The organism is Desulfofarcimen acetoxidans DSM 771, assembly GCF_000024205.1.
GTDB lineage: Bacteria > Bacillota > Desulfotomaculia > Desulfotomaculales > Desulfofarciminaceae > Desulfofarcimen > Desulfofarcimen acetoxidans.
The window spans coordinates 1,948,745-1,967,933 of record NC_013216.1; the positions used below are offsets into that span (position 1 = coordinate 1,948,745).

The 19,189-nt window shown below is 40.3% G+C and carries 13 protein-coding genes and 1 tRNA gene; all 14 read left to right on the forward strand.

The features are described 5' to 3' along the window. The first annotated feature begins 298 nt into the window (after window positions 1-298). Window positions 299-2,011, forward strand: coding sequence for an IS1634 family transposase (locus DTOX_RS09035; RefSeq protein WP_015756032.1), 1,713 nt, complete (start codon window positions 299-301; stop codon window positions 2,009-2,011). A 1,484-nt stretch (window positions 2,012-3,495) separates the two neighbouring features. Next, a complete protein-coding gene (locus tag DTOX_RS09045) occupies window positions 3,496-5,391 on the forward strand; it encodes a DUF6345 domain-containing protein (RefSeq protein ID WP_015757395.1) in 1,896 nt (631 codons plus the stop codon). Between the two features lie 33 nt (window positions 5,392-5,424). Next, on the forward strand, window positions 5,425-5,955 hold the full coding sequence (locus DTOX_RS21425; protein WP_015757396.1) for a hypothetical protein: 531 nt from the start codon (window positions 5,425-5,427) through the stop codon (window positions 5,953-5,955). A 457-nt stretch (window positions 5,956-6,412) separates the two neighbouring features. Further along, entirely contained in the window at window positions 6,413-8,227 is a 1,815-nt protein-coding gene (locus DTOX_RS09055; protein ID WP_015757397.1) for an IS1634 family transposase, read from the forward strand. Window positions 8,228-8,954: 727 nt separating this feature from the next. After that, a complete protein-coding gene (locus tag DTOX_RS22935; RefSeq protein WP_015757398.1) occupies window positions 8,955-9,101 on the forward strand; it encodes a hypothetical protein in 147 nt (48 codons plus the stop codon). Between the two features lie 2,250 nt (window positions 9,102-11,351). Continuing rightward, a complete protein-coding gene (locus tag DTOX_RS09060; RefSeq protein WP_015757401.1) occupies window positions 11,352-11,765 on the forward strand; it encodes a phBC6A51 family helix-turn-helix protein in 414 nt (137 codons plus the stop codon). Between the two features lie 153 nt (window positions 11,766-11,918). Next, window positions 11,919-13,031: a tyrosine-type recombinase/integrase gene (locus DTOX_RS09065; RefSeq protein WP_015757402.1), complete on the forward strand. Its 1,113-nt coding sequence runs from the start codon at window positions 11,919-11,921 to the stop codon at window positions 13,029-13,031. 106 nt (window positions 13,032-13,137) lie between these two features. Next, a tRNA-Ile gene (locus tag DTOX_RS09070) sits at window positions 13,138-13,212 on the forward strand. A 195-nt stretch (window positions 13,213-13,407) separates the two neighbouring features. Then, window positions 13,408-14,151, forward strand: coding sequence for a hypothetical protein (locus DTOX_RS09075; protein ID WP_015757403.1), 744 nt, complete (start codon window positions 13,408-13,410; stop codon window positions 14,149-14,151). Continuing rightward, a complete protein-coding gene (locus DTOX_RS25280) occupies window positions 14,081-14,422 on the forward strand; it encodes a phage distal tail protein (protein ID WP_083773403.1) in 342 nt (113 codons plus the stop codon). Before DTOX_RS09075 ends, DTOX_RS25280 begins: the two co-directional genes overlap by 71 nt. 2 nt (window positions 14,423-14,424) lie before the next feature. Further along, entirely contained in the window at window positions 14,425-15,825 is a 1,401-nt protein-coding gene (locus DTOX_RS09080) for a phage tail spike protein (RefSeq protein ID WP_015757404.1), read from the forward strand. Between the two features lie 10 nt (window positions 15,826-15,835). Next, window positions 15,836-17,089: a hypothetical protein gene (locus DTOX_RS21430; RefSeq protein WP_015757405.1), complete on the forward strand. Its 1,254-nt coding sequence runs from the start codon at window positions 15,836-15,838 to the stop codon at window positions 17,087-17,089. A gap of 12 nt (window positions 17,090-17,101) precedes the next feature. Beyond that, entirely contained in the window at window positions 17,102-17,914 is an 813-nt protein-coding gene (locus DTOX_RS09090) for a hypothetical protein (RefSeq protein WP_015757406.1), read from the forward strand. Between the two features lie 26 nt (window positions 17,915-17,940). Beyond that, window positions 17,941-19,074 carry an IS630 family transposase gene (locus DTOX_RS09095; protein WP_015756644.1) on the forward strand — a complete coding sequence of 378 codons (1,134 nt, stop codon included), beginning with the start codon at window positions 17,941-17,943 and terminating at the stop codon, window positions 19,072-19,074. Window positions 19,075-19,189: the final 115 nt, after the last annotated feature.

The following is a 19,189-nucleotide window of genomic DNA, read 5'->3' on the forward strand; positions in this document are numbered from 1 at the left end:
GTCGACAATATCTCCTAGCGGGAGTTTACGAATTAGCATGTCGTTATGAACAAATGAACAGAAATTATCATCTAAAAAACTAGTGGAGGCCTTGATTTTAAAGGACTTTTTTGCAATTAAAAAGTGGTATTGATGAAGAAAAAGTGTATTACCCTACCGCATAACTCATATTTAACATTTTAGACATGTTTTTTGGTTATGAAATGCTTAATTTCAAAGACTTTATTGATGTATGCAGGAATTTTATGCATAAGTGTCGAAGTTATGTATTACCCTACCATAATAAAGGGAGGTTTCCATGGCTTCGATCATTAAAAAGAAGAAAAAAAATCAATTTTATTACTATCTGGTAGAGTCTGCCCGAGTTAACGGTAAGCCAAGAATTGTCCGGCAAAAATATCTTGGACGTGCCGAGGATATTGCCAAGGCTGTTGAAGGCAAATCTGATTTGGAAAATCCCAAGTACAGTATTGTTTTAGAGTTTGGCACCGTGTGTGCTTTGTATGATATTGCCAAGCAGCTCGGTGTTATTGAAATAATTGATAAGTATGCTCCCAAACGCGAACAAGGGTTAAGTGTCGGAGAATATATGCTGCTGGCTGCTATAAACAGGGTCGTTAAACCTGTTAGCAAGTTCCAAATTGGTGAATGGTATGATAAAACAATGCTTTATAGAATGCTGCCTGCTCCAAAACAATCATTAACAAGTCAAAGATTCTGGGATAATATGAGTTTATTATCTGACTCAGCTATTGAGAGTTTTGAAAATGAATTTACGCAACTTATCGTTGATAAATATAATCTTTCTACCGATTTGCTTATTTACGATGCAACCAACTTTTTTACATATATTGATACGTTATCAGCCGATAAGTTACCACAACGGGGCCACAGCAAGGAAAAGAGGTCTGATTTGAAGATTGTCGGTTTAGCAATGATGGTTACTCCCGATTTCAATGTCCCTCTTTTTTATGATGTTTATCCGGGCAATGACAACGACTCTGTTGAGTTTAAGGCAGTTATTGAGAAACTTAAGAACCGCTATATTAATATTTGCGGTAAACCGGGAAATGCAACCCTTGTTTTTGATAAGGGAAACAATTCTCTAAATAATATGGATCTTGTTATGAGCGGTGAATTTGCTTTTAATGTTGTAGGTTCTCTTAGGCTTTCTCAAAATAAATCCTTGCTTGATATTCCAATTCAAGAATACGAGTCGGTTAACAGTGATAATTTTAGAAATGTTAAGGCATACCGGACTACGCTTTCCGTTTATAACCGGGAAATGACAGTTTTAGTGGTTTGCAATCCTGAGTTATTTGCCGGACAGATGCAGAGCATTGCAATTAATATTGAAAAATGTACTCTTAAGTTACGAGTACTGCAGAAATCATTACTTGATCGTGTTGCCGGTGTAACTACAAAAGGGCGTAAGCCCACGGTTACATCTGTACAAAAAAATGTTGCCACTATTCTTCACGGCGAGTTTATGAGTGATATTTTCGATGTTCAGATATATGAACAAGATGGTCTTGCTCATCTTGATTTTTCTATTAATATCAAACAATTTAACTATGTTAAAGAACATTTTCTTGGCAAGACAGTCTTATTTACGGATAATCATGATTGGCCAAATGATAAGATAATCTCCACATACAGATCACAATATCATATAGAAGACGATTTTAGGCAAATGAAAGACACTACATTTTTAGGTTTTCGTCCAATACATCATTGGACTGATCAAAAAATTAAAGTTCATGCTTTCTATTGCGTGCTGGCCTTAAGACTTTGTTGTTTGTTAAACCGCGTTCTGCATGAAAATGGCCTTAAAATGAGTATAAACAAAATGCTGTCAAGATTATCTGATATTAAACAGGTTATTACCGTTTATCCAAAGAAGGGTAATTCAAAAAAGGACAGGGAGTGTTTTTCATTAACGAAAATATCTGCTGAAGAAAAGAGATTATTAGAGGTTTTAGATATAGGGAAGTATGCACTTGGTGGGTAATACACTTTTATCCCTCCGATGCCTTGTGATTGCTGGCATAGAAGGGATCTGTTTCTAATAATTCGTAAACTCCCGCTAGTATCTCCTATTGCAAAATGAAACAAATAATGATAAATTTTTACTTGGGTGCACGGCCAAATATTAGTAACTTAAAATAAATATTAAATAATTAAACTAACGGCTTATAAATGTATATAAATAGTGGTTAGTTAGTTTAATGTTTTGTTTGTAATGCTGTGCCAAATACACTCGCAGCTAGTAAAGGTATTAAGTGTGACTGTCCAGGAAAGTTTCGGGAAATTATTTCTTGTGTAAGGGATGTAAGGCATGATTTTAATATAATGATTAATCTTATCCTATATTAACGTGGATGTATTTTGTGAATAGTCTTTTAACTACTATATTGGTTAAATAGCGTTATTTTAGCAAATTCACATGGTTTATATTATATTAAGTTAAGGAGGTGATAAAATGATTCAATATCAAAAAATGCCACGGTACCCACCTAAATGGGGAAAAATAATAGTAGCTCGGTAGGTAAATTGGGAACAACTTGCAACGGAGTGCCCACAGTAACCTAGCCTGAACCACTATTAATGTTATTATACCATAAGGTCATTAAAAATTCACAATATTCTATTCTGTCCAGGAGTGCTGTCAACAAAATGAAAAAAGCTACTTTGAGAAAAAATAGCTTGATGGTAAATGGGAAGATCCATTTTAAAATCCTTGTTATAAACGAATAAGAAATAACCGCAGTGACAATAAAACCATTGTTCATAATAACTGTCCCAGCCATGACGGGTCTCCGGATCAGAGAACCTCCGGTGACAGTAGCAATTATTAATGTCTTTAGATTTACAGTCACAAACCTTAATACCGAAGGGACTGCCACCACTATTGATACAAGTACCATCTCCGAATATAGCAAGCTTACTTGTATCACCCAACAAGCCAGCCTGAGCGAAGGCTCAACTACAACTTTAGCAAAAATCTGTTGATTCAGCCTTTCAGGTCTATTTTCGAAGATTTTATCCTGCAGAGCCAGATCAACAAGTTATTGAATAATCCCTGGGTGGCGTGGAGGTTGTTTTTGATTCTTGCCAAGCTTCTTGCGGGGCTTGCGCTTGAAGGGGTGGAGAGAATCCTGGCGGTCTTGAGAAACTTCAGGCTTCTCTAACCACATCCTATTATAATATCATAATGTTTACCAACATCAGGAACATCCCGGGGGGTACACCTATCATTGCACAAAGCAGAGAATCATGCTTAAGCTTGTTAACCCATTTAGTAATACTGAGTTCACCATGCTCAGACATTAGAACAAAGGACCTCACTCGGTCTTGGGTAAAGTTGCGTATCGTCATCCACAATTATGCATTGATGTAAATAACAAGAGATGGGCTATCTTAACATAAAGTGAAAATCTAAGATAAACGAAGATATTTAAAGATAATCGAAGTACTTTAAGAGAGGGTGTAAGTATGAAAAAGATATTGATTTCTGTATTAGTGCTCCTAATTTCAGTTTATTCCCCGGTAGGCGTAGCCTTGGCTTACGAGTACTCGGTTTTAGCCGTTGGGGATTATGAGGATCAGTATCTCCCAAATTTGATGTTCGGAGATGCCAACTATTTTGATGATTATTTAGAAGATGAGTTAGATTGGGAAACGACACAATATGAGGTTGAACCTAATCCTGATGGTACAGGCGATGATTATAATCCGACTGACAGAACTGCCATTGGGGTTTCTCTAGGCGATTTTAAAGATGGCGATAATATTCCACAAGCAAACCAAAGTGATTTGCTTTACTTCATGGGACATGGTTATTCGGACCACATGGTTTTAGATGATGATGAGGTATATGCTAGTGATATCGGCAGCTCTTATGACCCCGATACATACAGCTCCAATTCCGCATGGAATATGGATTTGGAATGGATAATATTGGGTTGCTGCAGTGTTGCCAACAGAGATGATGAAGATGGAGTAGAATGGGCTAAAACATTATTGGGTACACCTTGTAGGGCACATGGTATCTATGGTTATATGGATTCATCACCTGGGACTGGGTCTGATGAGCTTGTTGCCGAAAGATTTTTTTCTAATGCTTGTACTGGTGATGAACAATCTATTTGGAGCTCTTGGATAAACGCTAATGAAGATACTAATAATACCAATTGGGGTATAATTGTGCATAAAGACAACAGGCTTGATCATCTATGGGGTCAAGGTGATGTCGGATCAGATACCGAAGGTGAACCAGATATTTACCAGTATCAATACGGTGATCCTTCCGAGGAAATATTTAGGGCGGTAAACAGCAACTCAGTAACAAATCATGTATATGATTTAGAAAAAAGCAACTCAGTAACAAATAATTTATCTTGTTTAGCTAGTTATACTGTAAAACCAGAAGAACTTGACGAAGATTCAATTGTTAACATGTTTTTTGATGATCAAGGGGAACTTACAAAAAGGCAAGATAGTATTAGAAATGTTTTGTTGGTCGGGTCGGCGGGCTCTAAAGACGAAGATTCAGACGAAGAGGATTCGGTTATAAACATGGTTCATGATAGCAAAGGGAAACAGACAATAAATAATGATAATAATGGCAATATTTTGGTTCAAGAGTCCACGGATTCTAAAGATGAAGATTCAAACGAAGATTCGGTTATTGACATGGTTTATAATAGCGAAGGGAAACTGATAAATAATAAAGATAATAACGGCAACCTTTTGGTTCAAGGTCTGGCGGGTTCTAGACTGGAAATAAATAAGACATCGGGAGCCGTATTATATTCAACAGAGTTTTCGGAAGGGACAATCGATTTTGGGACTGACGAGGCCATTGATAAAGCCGAACAATTTATTCAATCACATGGAGGAAAGCCATCTGACGCTATTGTTTCCAAGATACGGCCCTTGGAGAAAACATTTATTGATGTGTCCAACGATACCACCGGCAAAACAGAAACAATAGGTTATCAGGTTGAATACAAACGCACACTGAATGGTATGATGGTTGATGGATACAATGGCGACAGCATAAGGCTGAGAATAGACAAAGATGGTGTATCTAATTATTATAGATTGTGGAGAGATATACAAGGTAATGATGACGGAAACATAAAAAGTAACGATACTGAAAGAAAGAATATAATTTCATCTGAACAGGCTTTAGATAGTGCAAAGGAGAACGCTAATAAAATATACACAATCAGCGAGGAGATTAATCCCACAGATCCAGAATTAGTCTACTTCAGTAAATCATTTATACATGACCAGCAGATCGTGGAACCGGCATGGCGTGTCAAAATAGGCGATAATGCTTATGTATACGTTAATGCGTACACCGGCGAGGTCGAAGAGTATTAATTTGAAGAACAATAAATGTGAGAGTCAACCCCTTTGGGGGTTGACTCCAGGGCAATCGCATCCACAATATGTCCGCTAGAAACTACTGGGCTGCAGGGTCTAGCCAAATATTGTATAAACCATGTAACCGTTGATATACCGGCACTTAATTTTTCGTATGCGATTGCCCTGGGGTTGACTCTCTACAAAGTTGGAGGATTAATTTCAATGACAAAAAAATTTTTAATCATATTGGCTTTAGTTATATTATTAATTCCCATTATCGGGTGTCAAAACCAGCATTCTAATCAGAAGGAGGCAGTCACCGGTAATAAATTCGTTCCGCCGCCTTTTACAAAAATAACTGTTTATGTGGATGGCAATAAGATAGATTTAAAGAAGGACGATTCTAAGTTTAAAACACTATCTGATGAGATTTATAAAGGAATTGTCAATATTACTGACGGTGTTGGGGGGCAGAGGACTTTTCGGGAAGTTGGATTCGAAAAAGAAAAGGAGCCGGACTATTTAAAAAAAACGTTTATATATTTGCTGAATGGGATAAAAGGCACAAGATTAGTTTAAATCAAAAAGAAAATACGCAGGGCGGTGATTGGGTAAATACCCCAAGAGATAAGGAAGGTAATTATGTATTAAATACGGACGGCTTTTTAATAACAATATGTAAGCGTAATCTTAATTCTTATTTTGCTTATAAAAAATGGTCGGATGGAGTTGGTGCTCCTCTTAGAAAACCAGAAAGACCGAGTTATTGGGCTTATGCCAAAACTGACTCGATAGATTACGAAAAACTGCTAAATATTGTAGATCCAGCAACTTAAGTATCCCCACTTCAATATATTGACAAATAATATAATATAATATCCCACCTTCCGCAAGATAAAAATCTAAACCTGTAAAATAGTGGAGCATAAATAATATTAATTACAACCATAAAAAAAACTGATCCATAAACTGGAAGGATCTCTGTTTTTTGTGTCGAATTATCACTAATAAGAATAAATATTAGTGAGGGATCGTCATGGACTTACAACCTATTTTAGAACAACTAGCTAAATTACCCCCCGAAATATTGATGAAGATAATGCCCAAATTAAAAGTAGAAGTTCCGAAGGCAGATCCCTCAGGTGCAGTACTTATCGGTGTCTTTTTAGCAAGAAGCCTGGGCATCGGTAAAATAATTGACAACTTTATAGGCGAAGAATATGTTACTTATGAGCATCTACGTGAAGACAGAGCCAACGGTTCTAAATGTCGGGTAAGTACTGGTTTGGCATGTGAAATAATGGTTGGCGACATGCTGGGCAGAAATAAAGATCTCACCCGTTTATATAAATTTGAAGAAGCTTGTGAAAACTGGCAAGTCGAAACAATACTCGGTATACCGTCCGAAAAATTTAATGATGACAAAATGGGTAGAGCCCTTGACGCTATAAACTCAAATGCAAAATATATGGCTAATGTATTGCAGGATATTGTTTTATCAGCATCCAAGAAATTTGGAGTTCCACTTAACACTTTTTACAATGACACATCCTCCATTCCAGTCTCTGGTGTTATGGAGGATAACGATAAAGTTCAATACGGGTATGGTGGTCTACCGGGTTTAAAACAATTAATCCTTAATCTTACGATAGCCTCTGGTGCATCTTTGCCGGTAACATCATCAATTGATTCCGGTAATGTTCAAGGCGGTGCGACTTTTGAGCGTTCATTCGAGAAGGTTAAAGAGATTACCGATGACCAAGAATTTGAGATGATTATTGATCGTGGTATCCTAACCCAAGATAATATGCATTTGATGCTTACTAATAGCAACCAAAAGGCCTTTTTTATAGGTCCACTCAAGGATGAGCTATCAAAAAATTGGGTCTTAGAGCAATTAAATGAGGCTAAAAAAGATGATTTTGCTACTATTGACTATCGCTCTAAGAAAGAAATAGAAAGAAATCTACCCAGACACTACGAGGCGTTAGAGACAAAATATACGTTTAAGGTAAAACTTGAGCCTCCCTCAGAGGGTAGTAAGAACAAAAAGCAACTCAAAAAAAGTAAGCGAATATTTGCGACACATACTATAAGGGCGGTTATTTATTGTGATTTAAACAAAAAACCTAAGGAACAAGAGCGTCGTCAAAAGCGTATAACCAGCACAGAAGATGCATTAGTAGAACTAAATGGTAAGCTCAACAAACGTAACTTAATTACGAAGGAAGCCTGTGAAAAAGCAGTAGATAATATTTTTAAAGGGCAGCCTGAAATGCGTAGGCTGTTTAATGTAACAATTAAACTAAATCAACATAATGCTATTGTTATGTCCTGGTCAAAAGATGAAGCTATAATTCCGGAGCTTGAGAAAACCGACGGTATCTTTGTGCTTTTAACCAACCATGACAAAGAGAAGGTTGATGCTAATGAACTGCTTACCCGCTATCGTGGTAGGAACGACATCGAAATCAGTTTTAGGTTTTTGAAGGGTTCTCTTGATTTACAACAAGTATTCCTTCGCAATCCTGAAAGAGTAGATGCCTATTGCTTTTTAAAAGTATTGGCTATGCTTGTGCTTAATTTAGCAGCCTGGCTGTTAGCTAAAAATGGCAAAAAGATGTCTCCCCAAAAATTACAGAGAGAACTTGGCGACCTAACTATCTCAGAACAAAGGTTGCAGCCTATTGGTATACGCCATTGGAATGGGACGAATATTCCTAACACTATTGATGTATTGGTTAATCTGTTTAACTTACCACATCCACTTGAATTAATAGAGGTTATTAATTCAGCAATCAATTTTTCTTATCATATTGAGAAATGGTTTAAGGATAATTTTAAAGAATAAGGTTTGGCAGTGGTTCCCAGTTTAATGATCCCTTAGTGCGAAACCTGGGTAATATAATGTAAAAATTTAAGTTATACTACAATAACAACTGAATTAGCCATAGATAACAATTCATTTATCAGGGATTTCAGCCAACCTAAAGGATATAAAGGATATCAATTCAGCAATAAAACTCTGGAGAAGCAACTGTTGGACTAATCAGCCAGTATATGGGCACCATCTCAAGGGTTCGCTGCGCCATGCCTGGTTGTGTACTTTCCAATTGCCATTTTCCCAATTCGGTATTGTCACTTCGCGGGAAAGATTTTCACCGTCACATGCCGAAGTAGTAGCATCTGCTCGGGTCGAAATTAGGAAGAACAAAAAGATGGTTTTCCTAATTTCTCCACGGAGTCTGGCCCCCACATAATAGGAAACAATTCTGCAAATTTATCGGAATAAATCACTGCAAAAAAGAGAAGCGGCTCGCTGAATAACTTTCGCTTGGTGGAACTGGGAAGGCAGTCTCCTCGGTTGGCAAGGGATGCCAGGAAAATAGTATATAAAAATCTTACTGAAGAATTCAAATTCTGCAGTGAGTAGTAACAGGTACGGTTAAAGAGAAATCTTTAGCCGGGTTTTTTATATGTTTACTATACAAATGGTGGGCGATTAACCCTCGGCTTTTTTTTCGTTTCACAGCAACTTGTAAATACACGCCATACCTAACCTTAAGGATGGGGACATAGTGTCCCCTACTTTTAATTTTAGGGAGGAATTATTAATTATGGCTTATATTCACGTTTACACGACCCCAACCGCTGGCGGTACAGACGGAACTCAAGTGTCGGAAGGTATTGGCTTACAGCCGATCTCCGTTACCTTAAACGTGTGAGGTATGCCAATATTTTTTTCATATAAAGACTTGTATCCTACGATTACAGCCGACTATAAGGGTATAAAGCATAAGTCCAGTCTATTATATCGGACAAATAAATCGAGGTTGACTTAGTGCTTGAGCTTGTATAGAAGGTATCCGAGTTAAAACGGTGTTATAAAAAATATCTACCAGAATATCGAAAATACCGCATATTAAACTTGTATCATACGCCTAATAGCCCGACTATATAAGTGAGCGAGCATAAGTCCAGCCCACTATATCGGAAAATAATCCGGGGCGGACTTAATGTCCGAGCTTGTATAAAAGGGCTATAGTTAAAACGAGTATTAAAAATCTAACGACCAAAATATCGAAAATATCTCACATAAGAGCTTGTAACTAACGCCCATTGAACCACTATATAAGTGAATAAGCATAAGTCCAGCCTATTATATCGGGCAAATAAACCGAGGCTAACTTAATGCTTGAGCTTGTATTAAAGGTATCCGGTTAAAACGGGTTTGATAACGCAACGGCCAATATGTATAATTAAAGTTAAAAACTGAATATTCGCGGGCGGCCTGGCCAGCCATCCCTCTCTCTTTAAGGTTTTTTATAAGACCAACGGCTAAGAGATAGGTATGTGTAAAAATTGCGTACAAACAATAACGCTATAATATATATAATAATATTATTATAATAAATATAACGATATAAATATAATACATGATAATATATCGTTAATATCGTATATATCGTTATTACTGTATTATACTGTATATATCGTATATCATCGTTAGTATCGCTACTATCGCAATACAGCGACCCTCGCCAAAGCATAGATTCATCCTGGTACTACTACCGGGATATATTTATTTGGGGTGCGGCCAGAGCTGTCAAGCAGACGAGGTTAACAGTATGTTTGGCCAGAACTGGTTGATCTTATACTACGGCCATAAGAATACAAGCACGGGGGAAAATTTCCTCTACACGGGGGCCAGCTTCCTACAAACTATATCTCTATTAATATAATAACAGTAATATATATAATAATATAACAGTGTATATAATAATATATTAATAACTGTAATAGTGATATAACGATACTAACGATACTAACGATACTAACGATAACACTGTTACCTCGCCTTAACTGCTACATCTTGCATCACCCATACACCGTAAGGAAGTAAAACGAAGTGGCGGCCAAGCTATCATCTGGGCGGCCTTACTTTTTTTATCGTAGACTTATACTGGACGAGGGTGCGATGGTTGCTGTGGCTTGCGAGGTGTTACGATGGCTTACGCCGTTGGCAATATCGCTAACATCGCCCATATCGCGAACACAGCGATACTCGCCAAAGTTAATATAACATAATCCATCCTGGTACTGCTACCGGGATATTTTTCATTGGGCGGTCAAAATCGTTGGCGGGCGAGGTTAACATAGTTTGCTATCATAGGTGGCCAAGGTAGCTGAGTAGATGTGGTGCTTTCGAAGGTGGCATGAGCTATTCGATGTATACCGCTTGTCGTCGGGAGCGGCCAAGTTCGATAAGCTAACGTGGTGTTATCGTTTGTTGGCGAGTGTGGCCAAAGTCGATAAGCTACCGTGGCATAGCTGTTTTTGTCGAGGGTGGCCAAGGTCACTGAGCAAACGAGGTTTATCGTTTATCATCGTTGGTGGCACAGGGTCGTTGAACTGGCGAGGCTCAACGTTTGTTGTCGTGTGAATGGCACGGCCTTCTATGCCACTTATCTTTGAGGGTGGCACTTTGCAAGGTATACTGATTGCTGTTGATGGTGGCACGGCTGGCACGATGAATTTCGTAGGAGTATCGTTAGACTTGACCGGAATACTACGGCGGTCATCGTTGAGGGTTGCATGACGAGAATAAACCGGATAAGGGTGTCCATTGTTTGGACGGCCTACTTCTTGAAGGGTGTGACTAATACTCACATCCTTTTGTTATGCCGTTGTTGCAAGCATCGTGGTGTACGTCGGGCTTTCGATGGGGTTGACAGTGTCGTTGAACTTTGCCACTCTTACTTAAAGTTATAGTGGATGGCGATAGAGCCGTCTATGTCGCTGAAGTTAGCTGGAAACTGTTGCTCCCCAAGTTCAACTTAGGGGCGTTATGTTTGATGATATTTCCCAGGGCTTCGATGGTTTCGTTGAGCTACTGTGCCGGGCGTATGACGCGATAATAACAGGAAAATTTCGATGGCATCAATTGAAGTTATAGTTAAGGAGGTGATGATTCGATGGCTAGAAAATACCCGCTGAACCTAGCTCAGAAGCGAGCGGCAGAAATACTCGCAGGTAACGACTACCACGAGATGTCACTGGCACAAATCGCTGAACACGTAGGAGTAAGCCAGAGAACGCTTTACCGTTGGAAGCACGACAAGGCGTTTGTGGCGTACCAAAACGAACTGGCCGAACAATTGATGGAGGACTTCGTTGCTGAGGCTTATTCTACATTAAAGGGCATGGTTCGCAAGGGCCGCTCAGACCATAGCCGTTTGAAGGCGTTAGAACTCGTGCTCAAGAATCGCGGAAAGCTAACCGATGTTCACCACATCGAGGCCAAAATCGAGGATAATCGAAGTAACGAAGCTATCGAGGAAGAAATCGAACAGCTACAGAAGGAACTTGGCCGTCTACCAGGCCAGTAAATAACTGACTAATCATTCTGCTGTCACTCACTCATATTTGCTTGATGAAATACGAGAGGAATCGTATAATGTGCATGGCTGAAGCCGCATGAATCAAGGCTTTAAGCCAGATGAATTCCCTCGTATTTCCCAACAGCAAAAGGAGAGGACAGCATGGATAACTTTTTAAACAACCTGAGATGGGCGGGGAAATCGGAACTAACAGTAAAACAATATAAAAATACCCTGATGCGATTTGCTGAATGGCTTTCCGGTGACCCCCACCCCACCCCCCGTACCCCCCAAGGAAGCAGGGGGAAAGGCTCCGATATATTCACACAAAATTTTAAAATCTCGAATACCAGCAATATCCAGCGAAGTCCTAACGATACCCAACATTCCCCCAACGAAGGTTTAACAGGTATCAAGCAGGACACCGTAGTTTTGAGCGACGCTATCGAATATTCCAGCGAAGTTACGCCGTACCGGGTTCGGGATGATGTCAGTTCAACTTACACCACAGAATATTCCATCGAAGCTCTCCGAGGTATAACGGAGTTGGACGTTGCTGACTTCAAACACTGGGCCATACAGCAATACCAGCCGGGTACAGTAAAGGTAATGCTAACGCAGCTTAAAGTATTTTATCGTTGGCTTAGTGAGGCTGGCCAAATACCTGATAATCCGGTAACAAGCGTTAAAACTGTTACCGTTGTAAAACAGGCTCCAAAATGGCTGACCCGGAATGAACAAAACCTGCTTATCCGGGCTGTCAGAAAACATGGCAACCTCCGCGAGCTAACGCTTATCACGCTTATGCTACATACCGGCCTGCGGGTGCAGGAGGTGGCTGACCTTCGCCTTGCAGACATTGAAATTTGCGAGAGGAAGGGTAAGGTTACGGTTAGAAACGGCAAGCACAGCCGGAGGCGAGAGGTTCCGCTGAACATTGATACTCGCCAACTGCTAAAGCGATACCTCCAGGATAATCCTGACCTGGAATACCTTTTTCCAAATAAAACTGGTGGCCGCATTACTACCCGGAGTCTACAGTCTATTATCGAGAAATATAAAAAGCTCACAAATATCCAGCATCTAAACGCACACTCGCTACGCCACACTTTTTGCCACGAACTGGTTAGTCGAAAGATACCATTGGACGTGGTAGCACGACTGGCTGGGCATGTTAAAAACGATGGCACCCCGAATATTCAGCAGACACTAACCTACACCCAGCCGGGCGAGGATGATTTGCAAAGGGCTGTAGATGAGTTAAGCTGGCAATAAGAAACTAAAGTTATTTAACCGCATCTGCTAAGAAACGAAGGGGCCGAAAGGCTTCTTTTTTTCGGTAAGGCAAGGGATGTAAGCAATGTTTACAGCCTTTAAATACACTGGCGTAGTTTAATGGTAAAACGGGTGACTTATAATCGCTTGATGCCGGGTTCAACTCCCGCCGCCAGTACCAGACGTTCCTGCCACGCCTCTTAACCATGTGGTTAATGTGTACCAGGGCAGGACTACATATGAAGTTTTCCCAGAATTTCAAAATAACTTAGGGCCACACTGGGGCCATTTTAGTTGAGCTAGTATAATTACATTACCAGGAAATTAACTACGCACACAGGGGCAACAGTGGGCCACAGGAGGGCTGATAGTTGATATGTTAGACCGGCAACAAAGACGACAGCGACTTAATATATTGGAAAAGCGAATGTTACTCTATAAAGAACTAAAAGTCATGCGGAGCTTGGATGAAAATGAGATGGAAACATATGTTGCTGACCTCCGTGAACTAACGAAGCTACAGCGTATTGATCGCTCTGAGGCCGATGTCTTATATTTCATGTATGAATATTTCAGTGATAACCGTAACCCTAAAAACGAGCAGAATCTCATTCCTGCTGGGGTTGACATAGAGGATGCACCAACTTTCCACCAGGATTTATGTGCTATTCTGGACGAAGTATCCAACACCAAACCCACGGCAAGAATAGGCTGGGCCGCACCAAGGGGCCATGCTAAGTCAGCTTACCTATCAAACTGCTTCCCTGTTCACCAAATCGTTTTTAGAAAACGGCGATATATTCTCGTTATCTCTGAAACCGATACCTCTGCTAAAAAGTTCATCGAATGGATTTCCCTACAGCTAAAATTCAATCAAAAACTCCGTGATGATTTTGGAGAAATCTTATCAACGAGGAAGGCTTTGAATGAGCGTGATAACCAGGAAGCGTTCCTCACTAAAACCGGAATACTGGTGGAGGCTGCTTCAATGGGTAAACAGCTTCGTGGTAAAAGAAACGGCTCCTACCGGCCTGACCTGGTAATCTGCGATGACCTGGAATCCGCAAAAAACACCAACACACCGGAACTTCGCGACAAGAACCTGCACTGGTTTCCCTAAATTTAGTGTTAACTTCATAGCACCAACCGCTGAATGGCAGGTTACTTTAGGCAGTAAGTACCTTCGGGTAGTAAGGGCATTTCAGATAGGCGATACTCTGGAAATTAACTGCTCCACAGGGGCCGTGCTGATAAATACAGGTAACGCATTGTCCGACCTGGACTGGCAAAATAGCGAATTTATTGCACTTCAGCCGGGGAGTAATACCTTAACAATGGCACCTCACGGGGTATGTACGGCAACAGTATCCTTTATACCGAGGTGGTTGTAATCATGCTATATTTATTTGATTCAGCAGAAAAACTGTTAGCCATCTACTCCCAGGAAAATGCCACTTGCCCATATTACGATGCAGTACATACAGAAAAACTTACCGGGGAGAATACCTTTATTTTTACTATTCCGGCAGACCACCAGGATAGCCGTTATATTACTGAGGGGAATCTTGTGGGATTTAAAGACCCATATAAAGACTGGCAGCTTTTCGAGATAAAACGTATTACAGATATTCATGGCGAGGGTTTAACCCGAACTGCATACTGCGAGCATGTACTTTATGAACTTATAGATGATTTTATCGAAGATATACGGCCTACCGATTGTACCGCATTAATTGCGTTAATTAAGGCTTTAGAGGGAACCCGCTGGGAGCCTGGAGTTGTTGATGACCTGGGGGTAAACAGTACCAACTTTTACTATGAATCTGCACTTTCCGCTGTTCAAAAGGTTGCCGCCATATGGAAAGGTGAATTGAGATTTCGAGTAGTTATCTCCAACAATGCTATTACCAAGCGGTATGTCGATTTACTGGCCAGGCGTGGGGCAGTAACAGGCAAGCAGTTTACCTACGACCGCAACACCTCGCAGATTGAGCGAGAGGTTGATTTAACCAGCGTTGTAACTGCTCTCTATGGCAGGGGAAAAGGCGTGGAGGTGGGTGACGGGTACGGCAGACGTTTAGATTTCAGCGGAATAGGATGGGCCGTAGCCAACGGAAATCCGGCTGATAAACCCTTGAGCCAACGATGGATTGGAGATGCTCAGGCTCTCGCTCAGTGGGGCAGGGCAGGCCGTCATCGCTTTGGCGTGTTTGAGGACTCTGAGGAAACTGACCCGGCGGTACTATTACAAAAAACCTGGGATACCCTACAGGAACGAAAAATGCCAAGAGTAACCTATAGCCTGGATGTTGTTGACCTGGAGAGTTTAAGCGGATATGGTCACGAAAAGGTAAGATTAGGTGATACGGTCAGGGTTATCGATAGGAAGTTTAACCTAGAGATTTTGGTGGAAGCGAGAATACTGGAGATTAACCGAAACCTTTTAAAACCGGAGGATACCGAGATTACCCTGGGTAACTTTACCCCAAGTATAACCGATGAAGCCTTGAAGCAAATGGAAATTAATCGAGCCGTTAATGATAAGCAGGGCGTATGGGATAGGGCCAGCCAGTTTAATGCGGACGGTACATTAAGTGCCGGTAAGCTGACGGATACACTGGTAGGCTTAGACCATACTTTGCAACTGGCGAGCGAAGCTGTGACCGAGGCTAAAATAGCTGTAGGGGCCATTTCAACTCCTAAACTCGCTACTAACGCTGTTACCGCAGATAAACTCGCACCCGGTACTATAAATGAGGCAAAGATGAACTGGAAAACACATCTTTTGTATTAAGGGGGATTCTATGTTTAATAATATGGTTATTCCGGCCAGTACCCAGCAGTTAATAATGAAGGAACGGGAAAAGATGCTAAATAATGTGGTCAAAGTTATTGGTCGCATTAGCGAGGAAATAACCGCCAGCATGGGGGCTGTTGCTGACGATGAGGTTATCGTAGAGGTGCCTGTAGAGGAAACGAAAAGGCCAGAGATTGAAGCGACAACCGTTGATACTGCCGAGTTAATTAATACAGCTATTGAGAAAACTTTAGATAGCCGGTTAAAAACGCTATTACATGATGTTGATTACCGGATTAATCTACTCTACGACGTATTAGAGAGGGCCGAGGGTAGAGGTAATAACCGGATAGGCAGCCGTGACCTGAACCTGGCTCATCATATACTGGACGGCTTTACTTTCAATAATAACCAGCCGGTAGCAGGTTCCGTATCATGGGTTGGTTGTCATGTTGTTTACAAAGGCACCGACTATACAATTACGGATGGTAACAGCAATAAAAAATATATATACTGGGCCTTGGCTACTCCGACTGTATTTACAACCAGCGACACCAAACCGACCCTGACGCTGGATGATGTTTTAATCGGGACAAACGAAGGTGGAACCTTTTACCCCTTGTTAACCCCTGGTAAATTAACCACTGGCTCGACACTTGTTGACGGCACTGTTGGCACAAATGAAATAGGGACTAATGCGGTAACTGGTGCTAAGATTGCAAACGGGGCTGTAGGTTCTGCCCATGTTGCTGATAATGCTATTAGTGCCGCTAAAATATTGGACGGTGCTGTAGGAACGGGTAAACTCGCTGCTAACGCTGTAGACAATACGATATTAGCCGCTAATGCTGTTACCAGTGGTAAAATCGCCACTGGTGCCATAAGTAACTCTGCTGCCTTTGCTACAGGTGTAGTAAATAATGCTGCCATAGCTGCTACTGCTGTAGACTCAGGTAAACTGGCTACTGGTGCGGTAACTGCTGGTAAAATTGCTTCCGGTGCAGTTAATAACGCTAACCTATTTACTGCCGGTGTTGTAAATGGCACCGCATTAGCTACGGGTGCTGTTACTGATGTAAAGATAGGAACAGGGGCGGTTACTAACACAAAAATTGCTGATAATGCGGTTGATACTAATAAACTGGCCAATAATGCAGTAACTGCCGCCAATATTAGCGACGGTGCAGTTACTGGCACGAAAATCGGGGCCGGGGCTATTGGGGAATCAAAGTTAAACCTGGCTACACATTTACTTTATTAAGGGTGGTGTAATATGGCATTTGAGGTATACGACAACGACCCTTATACTGGCTATATTTCCTGGTTTGGAGTTCACATCGTTTACAAGGGTGTTGACTACGCCATACAAAACGGTTATACCAACGCCAGATATGTATACTGGCTGATTAATAATCCTTACGTTTTCCAGGCCAGCAATACCTACCCGGATATAACAGATGACGATGCCGTTGTCTTTTTGAATAAAAACGGTACTCATGTAACAGTCCCAAACTCGACCGTCATTGATGGCAGTTTAATTGTACCTGAGAGTATTCTAACCCAGGCACTATCAGCTAACTGCGTAACAGGCGAGAAAATCCTCGCTGGTTCTATTAGCTCCGATGAATTGGCCGCAGGTTCCGTGGGTGCAGAAAAGATAGCAGCCGGGGCTGTGGTTGCTGATAAAATAGCTGCGGGAACTATTGACTCCAACCATATCAATGCAAACGGTATAACAGCAAATGTGATAACCAGCGGACAGCTATTGACCGGACAGGTCGAGATAGTTGACGAGAACGGGTATACAAAGATGACGGGCGACGGTATGCGTGTCTACGATAAAAACGGCAGTTTAGCTGGTCATGTCGGATGGTATGATTCCCTTGGAACGCAAAATGCAACCTTTACCCGTGGCTGTGACGCTTTTGATTCAAAGGGGGTACAGTATACCCAGAATGTACCACGGTATGAATATGCCCGTAATCCTGCACCAATTTGGCAGGATTTTTTTGACACTAACACACTAGTAGAGCAATTCTTAATTATCATTGAACCACAAATCGGCATGGTATATAATTTCCTATAATACATAACAGGTGGGGAGACCAAACTATGCCATTCATAAGTCAAAGAGCAAAATTAGATTTGACAACAGAAGAAATAAATAGATTAGAAAAAATTATACATTCAAGAACAGAAAGTGTGAGTCATATTGAACGGGCTAAAATGTTTCTCTTGTATCATCAAGGAGAAACAATAGCTTCAATTGGTAGAATATTAGAGACTAACCGTGCAAAAGTAGAACGACATATAGATAAAATTTTACAATTTGGCTTAGATATAGCACTCAATGATCTTCCTCGTTCAGGCAGGCCGGATACAATAACCAAAGAAGATAAAGCGTGGCTTGTTTCTCTTGCTTGCCAAAAACCTAAGGAATTTGGATATAGCTATGAATTATGGACAACAGATTTATTAGCCAAACATGCACGAAATCATTGTGTAGAAAATGGCCATCCAACCCTGCAAAATCTAGCAAAAGGTACAGTATCAAAAATACTTTCAGCAAACAAAGTTAAGCCACATAAAATTAAATATTACTTGGAAAAAAGGGATCCAGAATTTGAACAAAAAATGGCTAACGTGTTATATGTCTATAAAGAAGTTGAAATGGTATCAAAAAATGATGAACAATCAATGTATGCTTATATATCATATGATGAAAAACCCGGTATTCAAGCTATAGAAAATATTGCTCCGGATCTTTCTCCTTCTCCTGGAACGTATTCATGTCTTGCTCGTGATTATGAATATGTTCGCCATGGTACACTTAGTCTCATGGCCGGTATTGATTTGGTAACAGGTCATATCTTAGCTCAAGTAGAAGACCGCCATCGTAGTATTGAGTTTGTAGAGTTTCTAAAAATGATAAGTGAGTACTACAAAGATATAGAGAAAATAGTAATTATATTGGACAACCACTCCGCTCATATTTCAAAAGAAACAAGGGCTTATCTTAGTACTGTCCCAAATCGTTTTGAATTTGTTTTTACACCAAAACATGGATCCTGGTTGAACTTAATTGAATCATTTTTTGGCAAAATGGCTAAATCAATGCTGAGGGCTATTAGGGTAAAAACTAAAGAAGAATTAAAAGATAGAATTTACAAATATATAAAAGAAATTAATGATTGTCCTACTGTTTACCGCTGGAAGTACAAAATGGATGATATTGAAATAATTTAAATTATTAGTAGAAATTATATTATTTAACTAGCTTATTGATATGTTAATTAGGAATCGTTCTACTAGATCAATATACTGCTACCGGGGATAAACCGGCAACATGGTCTATAAATAG

Excerpts from the sequence above, each read along its gene's own strand:
- DTOX_RS09035 (WP_015756032.1), top strand. The coding sequence starts at position 299 with ATGGCTTCGATCATTAAAAAGAAGAAAAAAAATCAATTTTATTACTAT.
- DTOX_RS09045 (WP_015757395.1), top strand. The coding sequence starts at position 3,496 with ATGAAAAAGATATTGATTTCTGTATTAGTGCTCCTAATTTCAGTTTAT.
- DTOX_RS09055 (WP_015757397.1), top strand. The coding sequence starts at position 6,413 with ATGGACTTACAACCTATTTTAGAACAACTAGCTAAATTACCCCCCGAA.
- DTOX_RS09060 (WP_015757401.1), top strand. The coding sequence starts at position 11,352 with ATGGCTAGAAAATACCCGCTGAACCTAGCTCAGAAGCGAGCGGCAGAA.
- DTOX_RS09065 (WP_015757402.1), top strand. The coding sequence starts at position 11,919 with ATGGATAACTTTTTAAACAACCTGAGATGGGCGGGGAAATCGGAACTA.
- DTOX_RS09075 (WP_015757403.1), top strand. The coding sequence starts at position 13,408 with ATGTTAGACCGGCAACAAAGACGACAGCGACTTAATATATTGGAAAAG.
- DTOX_RS25280 (WP_083773403.1), top strand. The coding sequence starts at position 14,081 with ATGACCTGGAATCCGCAAAAAACACCAACACACCGGAACTTCGCGACA.
- DTOX_RS09080 (WP_015757404.1), top strand. The coding sequence starts at position 14,425 with ATGCTATATTTATTTGATTCAGCAGAAAAACTGTTAGCCATCTACTCC.
- DTOX_RS21430 (WP_015757405.1), top strand. The coding sequence starts at position 15,836 with ATGTTTAATAATATGGTTATTCCGGCCAGTACCCAGCAGTTAATAATG.
- DTOX_RS09090 (WP_015757406.1), top strand. The coding sequence starts at position 17,102 with ATGGCATTTGAGGTATACGACAACGACCCTTATACTGGCTATATTTCC.
- DTOX_RS09095 (WP_015756644.1), top strand. The coding sequence starts at position 17,941 with ATGCCATTCATAAGTCAAAGAGCAAAATTAGATTTGACAACAGAAGAA.